The organism is Bacillus sp. MUM 13, from assembly GCF_001866725.1.
GTDB lineage: Bacteria > Bacillota > Bacilli > Bacillales > DSM-1321 > Peribacillus.
In genome coordinates, this window is the sequence record NZ_MLYQ01000003.1 from 109,751 (window position 1) to 116,382 (window position 6,632).

Here is a 6,632-nt window from a genome sequence, read left to right on the forward strand (position 1 = left end):
GTACATATGTAGTTTTTCATAAAGAAGGTTTTTATAATACCTCTTAATGTGAATCTAAGATAGCATACTAAAAAAAAGTTGTAAAGAATAATTCCTTTTCATGGCTCCCTGCTTTCCTGTGTTTTATTCAGCAAATATCTTAATTTCTGGCCATGTATGATCCCAGCCTTTCTTAGCCCTGCGATCCTTGTATACCTGATGATATGGGCCAGACTTGGAAAAAAAGGGGGTGGGCCTCACCTCTAGTGCCAGCAGGTCGTTAACACCCCATGGTGCAGCCAGGTCAACTTTGCCTTTTTCATTGAATCGGACTCCCAGGGCAGTGGCTGTTTCAGGAAAATTAGACATGGCCTCATATGATGAGGAATATGGCTCCATGTGATTCACTTTATGCATCCTGGCTTGATTTTTAACAGACCAGGGTAAATCAGGCAGAATTTCGCCAAGCCTTAGCTCCAGCTTTTTTTCATAATCTTCTTGTATATTGGTTTTATCAAAATAAATCACATCAATATCAGGAAGCTTTGTTTTTATTGTATAGCCGTGCAGCACATCCCAAACCTTTGAGCGGACAAAGCCTGCACATATCCACCAATCAGGCAGGTTAAGCTGCCCTGCAGCCTGCAGTACGCTAAGCATCCAGGAATCTCTTTCAACTAAAGTAACAATGTCTTTCCCGCTTTTCATCTTTTCTCCCCTTGCTGAAAAATCGCTATTTTAATTTTTAAATGATCCAACAGATGTTCGATATCTTCTTCAATCAGCGGATAGGTTACTGGAGGGTTTGAATACTGATTACTTCCGTGACCTCTAATATCAAAAGAAATAACCCGAAATTTTTTTGGGATAATTCCTCTTTTTGGTATTTGAAAGTCATGCTTGTAAGTACAGGAGGATGAATACTTATCATATATCCCTATTAAATTTTTTATTTCTTATTTTCCTTTATATCATTTTTTTATTACTAATTGTTTTGGTAACAAACACCTTGAATTTTTAAGTTTTTTTTACCCAAGATATTAAGGTTCAGGAAATGAACAAAAATTTAATAAAATAAGGTGATGTAGATGAAGACAAGCATGGATAAAATTTTACCTGTTTTCGCTTCAGTTGGAGTAGGTATTGCTGCTTATCAATTGTTAAGTGGAAATGGCGGAAAAATGAAAAATATGATGCCACTTGCCTCTAACATGATGGGAATGGGGACTGGCATGCAAGGAAAGAATCAACAACCGTCCGGAAATCAATAATGCATATAAAAAAATGAATTACCAAATTAATTTCTTCTAATTCGTAACTACTTAGGTCAGTTGAAAGAAAACTGAGCTCTACCAACTAACATAATAGAATTAAGCAGATTCCTTCGTTGTTTTCAAACAGTCGAAATGAATCCACGCATGCGTGCAAACTGTACAGCACCTATTTCCGTGCGAAAAGAACAAGATACTTTCTCTTTCACTTTTCCCATTCGGATATCACGCTCTGCCTGATTGTTATCAAAAGGCACAAGGCCATTCTGAAGATGCTGATATGTACTTAAATAAGAGCTATCACCATACTGAAAAGGGTCATTGACGTTTTCCGGGAATGCAGCTTGTTAGTTCTTATGGCAGTTTGGGCAACAGAAGAGCAGTAATAAACTGAGCAATTTCAGAAGGGTTACTTTCACTTATTTGTTCAACTTGTTTAGCAGTTTAATTCATGAGTAACCAACTCACTTTCCACTGTTTTATAAGTTGTCGTTAAGTAACCGCTTTATAAATCGCTAAACATTTTATTAACCTAAGTAGTTACGATTTTTTAATTAAGGTGCTGTTTCAGTATTATTCTTCCTTTTTAGTGGGACACACAAGCTTTCTGCTGCCAGAAAAGGGTTAATTTAGCATTAAGAAACTTGTCCTCCATTTTATGTTAAAATCAGCCGAAGAAAATTATCGGAATTTTATCTGACTACTTATCCATGGTTCATGGTATAATATAGGACAAGGTTAAATTATTTTTTCATGATTTTCGTATTTTTTTAAAGTCTTGAATATAATAAAAAAACAAGCGCCTTAAACTCTCTTGCGCTTGATCAAAAATGCCGCAGCACTGCCAATACTGCGGCCAAACATGCATCGCAAGTGAGCGCTGCCTTATGCACAGAGTTATTTAAATCCGCCCGTCCGCGTATCAGGGCGGGTTATTTTTTTACAGCCGATGCAATTTGAACAATAACGCCAAATAACACCACAACAAATGTTGCAGTTGCAAGGTCCATAATCTCACCCTCCCCTCTGGAAGGAAGACACCGCTCACTGCTTTAACATGCCTCTAATATCATTGTAACCAAAATATTGAAATCAGCAAACTAAATTTTCAGAAATTTTTTCTGGAATGAGATTCAAGCAGCCATCATTCCAGATTTAAGAAATCGAGTGCCAGAATTTATAGCTGGATTAAAATAGGCTAAATATATATTTTTTTAAATGTTGGCTCCGTTTAAACCTGCCTCTTGATTTCCGCTTCAGACGCAAGACTCCCGAGAGCGTTCACCGAGCCTCCTCACAGCTTGGCTCGAGGCCATTGAAAAAGTCAGGAATTTTAAGAATATCAAACGATGTACAAAAAAGAAGCTCTAGGATCGCTTCTAAGCGATGATAAGAGGTAAGGAATCATTTTTTCCATAACATATAGTTTTTCAATGGCCACGCTGGCTCCTGCGGGGTCTCTCCTGTAACGCTAATCCCCCAGGAGGAAAGCGAATCCGCTTCCATCAACAAAGTGCAGAAATCAACCATGCACTTTAACAAAGCCTTAAGTACAAAAACGGCTGTTCTTTAAACAGCCGTGAACAATTAACTTTATGGATTATCAAGCTGGAACATTTTATATGTCATGTTTCTTGCTTCCCCAATAAATTGAAAATCATTTGTGCCTTTGTCATAACTGTAGTCTTTTTTCCATTCATCAATATTTTCCATAATCATCTTCATGGATTGCAGGAATCCATAAACTTCTTCATTCGACATAGTCGGATGGACGGAAACCCGTACCCACCCAGGCTTTTCAGACATGTCTCCCTTTTCAATTTCCTGAAAAATGGATTTTGAGGCAGTCTTATTGATTTTCAGCAGATAATGCCCGTAGGTTCCTGCGCACGAGCACCCTCCCCTGACTTGATAGCCAAATCTGTCATTCAAAAGCTTGACGATAAGATTGTAGTGTATGTTTTCTGCTTGAAAAGAAATAATGCCGAGCCTTTCTGCTGCATTTTTTTCCAATACATTGATTCCTTTTATTTTCTGTATTCCAGGCAGGAGAATACCCAAAATTTCTTTTTCCCTTTTTAAAATAAAATCGGTCCCCATTTGTTCTTTTAGTTTAATGCACAAGGCAATTCTGATGGTTTGCAGGATTGCTGGAGTGCCTCCATCTTCCCGCAGTTCGATCGAGTCAAAATATTTATGCTGTCCCCAGGGATCGGTCCAGATAACCGTCCCACCACCAGGATGGTCTGGAACAGAATTTTGATAGAGAGCGGAATCAAATATCAATACGCCGCTTGTGCCTGGTCCTCCCAGAAATTTATGGGGAGAAAAAAAGATTGCATCGAGCTTCTCCATCTCATCCTCAGGGTGCATGCTGATATCTGTGTAAGGAGCTGATGCCGCAAAGTCAACAAGACAGATACCGCCGTATTCATGCATTACCCTGGCCAATTGATGATATGGAGTCATAATGCCTGTGACGTTAGAACAGGCAGAAAAAGATCCTATTTTCAGTTTCCTTTTTTTATAACAATCAAGAAGCTCCTTCAAGTGATCGATATCAACATTTCCATTCTTCGACGGCCGGACTATTTCAACATCGGCAACTGTCTCAAGCCAAGACGTATGATTAGAATGATGTTCAAGATGTGTAATAAATACAACTGGGCGCTCTTCTTCCGGGATGCTGATTTGATTTATAAATCTTTCCGGAAATTTCAAACCCAATAGTCTTTGAAATTTATTCACAGCAGCGGTCATTCCGGATCCGCAGGTAATAATGACATCTTCTTTTCGGGCTTGAACGTGGTTTTTGATGATAGTTTGAGCCTCTTTATATGCCAGGGTCATGACTGAACTAGTAGAATTTGATTCTGTGTGGGTGTTTGCCATAAAGGGGCCGAATCTTTCGCTTACTGTTTTTTCAATCGGCCGATATAACCTTCCGCTTGCGGTCCAATCGGAATAGATTAGTTTTTTCTTTCCATAAGGAGTGTTTATCAATTTATTATTTCCTATGATGTGTCTGCGGAATTTTTCAAAATAACTTTCAAGATTTCCATAATACAAACACTCCTTTTCTCCGATCCTTACTGTAATCATAGAACCTATCCCCCCCGAAAACCGCCTTTTGGTTTCAGTATATGAATGATATCAGGCTATGTTCATCATAACGGCTTTTAAGCAGACTTTGAAATTCCGTTATGCTATAAGGTTCGATAATATGATTATGTAAACAAATAAAACAGGAAAAAAGGAATCCTGTAATAGATTCCTTGCTCTGCTTTATTTTTAGCCTTAATATAAAACTGTTTTTTGTTTTTCAGCGGATTCATAGGCGCATTCTATCAGACGTGTCAGCATAATTGCCTGAACCATATCATACTCAGGTGCTTTTTTTTCATTTATAACAAAGTCGATGAACTGAGCGCTCGGAAGAGGAGCATCTCTTAAAAGGCTAGCTGTGTCAACAGGCGAAAGATTTTCGTGTCCAGGCAGTGATTTGGACTGCAGGAACACTCGCATACTGGTTTCATTATGGCCGGATATGACTAAAATACCCTCTGTGCCAATGATTTCCAGCATATTATCCAGACGGTATGAAGCGAAAGAGGTGTGGGCCGTACCAATTGCTCCTCCTGCAAATTCGATTACAGTCGTGGATATTTCATCGCTGCCAGTCCCATAAAGTTCGTTCATTAGGCAAGTGATTTTAACCGGATCCCCGCAAAAATAGGGAAGAAGGTAAAGACCATGGCATCCTAAATCGAGGGTAACTCCTCCGCCTGTCTCCGAAGAATCAAACCAGTAGGAAGGGAGCATGTTTTTATCGATGGCAGCTTGATGGGCCCGCCTGAAATAAACAGATGTCACTTTGCCGAGCATTCCCTCATCAACGAGCTTTTTAGCATATCTGTAGGCACCTATTGTTTTTGATTCAAGGGAAATCATAAATTTTACGCCATTTTCTTCAATGGCAGTTTGTATTTCTAAACAGTCTTCTACTGTGAGGGCAAGTGCTTTATCAGTAAAAATATGTTTTTTAGCGCGGGCGGCCATTAAGATCACTTCTTTATGCATAGCGGTAGCACATTCAACCATTACTGCCTCTATATCCTGTCTTTTCAGAACTTCTGCCAAATTTCTTTCAAAGGGAACACCAAATTCCTCTGCCGCCGCCCTTCCCCTTACTTCATCATTATCCCAGACGGCTTTGAGTTCAGCTTTTCCTGTTTGCAGAGCTTCTTTGACAAAGCCCTTTGTGTGCACATGCCATGCACCGGCCAACAGCAGATTTACCATTTCGATCTCCTCCTGCTTCATTTTTTAGTAGTGCAAAAGAAAAATTAAATATAAAGGGCAGCAGAACGGATGCTCACTGTATTTCTTCCCCGTTTTTTTGATTCATATAAAGCTAGGTCAGCATCATGGAACAGCGAATTCAAATTCTGGTGATTGTTCATTTCTGCTGCTCCGAGGCTGGCTTTTATATGAATAACTTCCCCGCCTGTTATTAATGGGCATTCTGCAATTTTTTTGCGGGCCTCTTCGGCTATTTCCCCCGCTTCTCTATCGAAACTCCAGAAAGGGAGATGACAAATTCCTCCCTCAATACCTGGCCAGAATATACTGAATTTGGCAGCGAAATTTTTCCATACTCCATAAAATTCCCTGCCGATTATAGGATTGTTAACTCTGGAAACATTTTAACTGCAGTACCGTTAAAATCGGCAATAAGATATTGATTTATAGAACAAATGTTGAAAACTATTCGTATATATCATGATTACGGTGATCACCGGAACACTAAAAAGCAGGATCATATTTTTTCTGGTATATATTTATCCAATCCAATGAACTGTAAAGCCAGCAGCACATTCAATGGCGATATAAAAGGCAGGCCCAGATACTGGATCTTTACCATCCATTCTATTTCTGACAGAGAAGTTCCTATTAGTTCAAAGGCATGTCCAAATACTTAAAAACAGGATGTGATGTTAATCAGGATGAACGTACCGCTCCCCTTCACTCTGCTTCTTTTCAAAAATGCAAGGATACCCAATAAAACACTAAAAACGCCGGAAATTGAAATAATAACAATATAATTAAAAATAAAGATATTCATCATATTAACTTCATAATCTATTTAATTATGTTTATTATAATGCATTTTTTAGGATACCGGTTAATTTCTGACATTAATCATGATGAAGCTGCATAATGATTTTTATAATTTTGGCTCCTGACAATTCCTTCTAGTCTAACTTATTCCAATTTTTAAAAAGTAATATTATTTCAAAAAAATAAAAATAGTTTTTCTAATATATTTTTAATGTAATTATTTGCTAATTATGTAATAATCATTAATGATATATCTAGTTT

5 protein-coding genes and 2 pseudogenes are annotated in these 6,632 nt (G+C 38.3%); 1 reads left to right on the forward strand and 6 read right to left on the reverse strand.

Features of this window, described 5'->3' with window-relative positions:
• Window positions 1–123: 123 nt before the first annotated feature.
• Window positions 124–687, reverse strand: a complete 564-nt coding sequence (locus BIV59_RS01850; protein WP_071349728.1) for a nucleotidyltransferase family protein — start codon at window positions 685–687, stop codon at window positions 124–126.
• A gap of 380 nt (window positions 688–1,067) precedes the next feature.
• Here BIV59_RS01850 and BIV59_RS01855 point away from each other — a divergent pair, with 380 nt between their 5' ends.
• The gene (locus BIV59_RS01855; RefSeq protein WP_071349729.1) at window positions 1,068–1,250 is read left to right on the forward strand and encodes a hypothetical protein; all 183 of its coding nucleotides are present in this window, start codon (window positions 1,068–1,070) and stop codon (window positions 1,248–1,250) included.
• A gap of 125 nt (window positions 1,251–1,375) precedes the next feature.
• Here the strand turns inward: BIV59_RS01855 and BIV59_RS22640 are convergent.
• The 5 genes and pseudogenes from BIV59_RS22640 to BIV59_RS24350 all read right to left on the reverse strand — a co-directional run.
• Window positions 1,376–1,528, reverse strand: a pseudogene (locus BIV59_RS22640) (IS66 family transposase); the annotation flags it as partial.
• A gap of 1,315 nt (window positions 1,529–2,843) precedes the next feature.
• Window positions 2,844–4,352 carry an aminotransferase class V-fold PLP-dependent enzyme gene (locus BIV59_RS01860; RefSeq protein ID WP_071349730.1) on the reverse strand — a complete coding sequence of 503 codons (1,509 nt, stop codon included), beginning with the start codon at window positions 4,350–4,352 and terminating at the stop codon, window positions 2,844–2,846.
• 195 nt (window positions 4,353–4,547) lie between these two features.
• Entirely contained in the window at window positions 4,548–5,552 is a 1,005-nt protein-coding gene (locus BIV59_RS01865; RefSeq protein WP_071349731.1) for a Gfo/Idh/MocA family protein, read from the reverse strand.
• Window positions 5,553–5,596: 44 nt separating this feature from the next.
• Window positions 5,597–5,851 (reverse strand): GGDEF domain-containing protein, encoded by a 255-nt coding sequence (locus tag BIV59_RS24000; protein ID WP_346417294.1) that lies wholly within the window; start codon window positions 5,849–5,851, stop codon window positions 5,597–5,599.
• A gap of 120 nt (window positions 5,852–5,971) precedes the next feature.
• Window positions 5,972–6,213 (reverse strand): annotated as a pseudogene (locus BIV59_RS24350) (histidine kinase N-terminal 7TM domain-containing protein); the annotation flags it as partial.
• Between the last annotated feature and the right edge of the window lie 419 nt (window positions 6,214–6,632).

Coding starts and splice junctions, on each gene's coding strand:
- BIV59_RS01850 (WP_071349728.1), bottom strand. CDS start 687: ATGAAAAGCGGGAAAGACATTGTTACTTTAGTTGAAAGAGATTCCTGG.
- BIV59_RS01855 (WP_071349729.1), top strand. CDS start 1,068: ATGAAGACAAGCATGGATAAAATTTTACCTGTTTTCGCTTCAGTTGGA.
- BIV59_RS01860 (WP_071349730.1), bottom strand. CDS start 4,352: ATGATTACAGTAAGGATCGGAGAAAAGGAGTGTTTGTATTATGGAAAT.
- BIV59_RS01865 (WP_071349731.1), bottom strand. CDS start 5,552: ATGGTAAATCTGCTGTTGGCCGGTGCATGGCATGTGCACACAAAGGGC.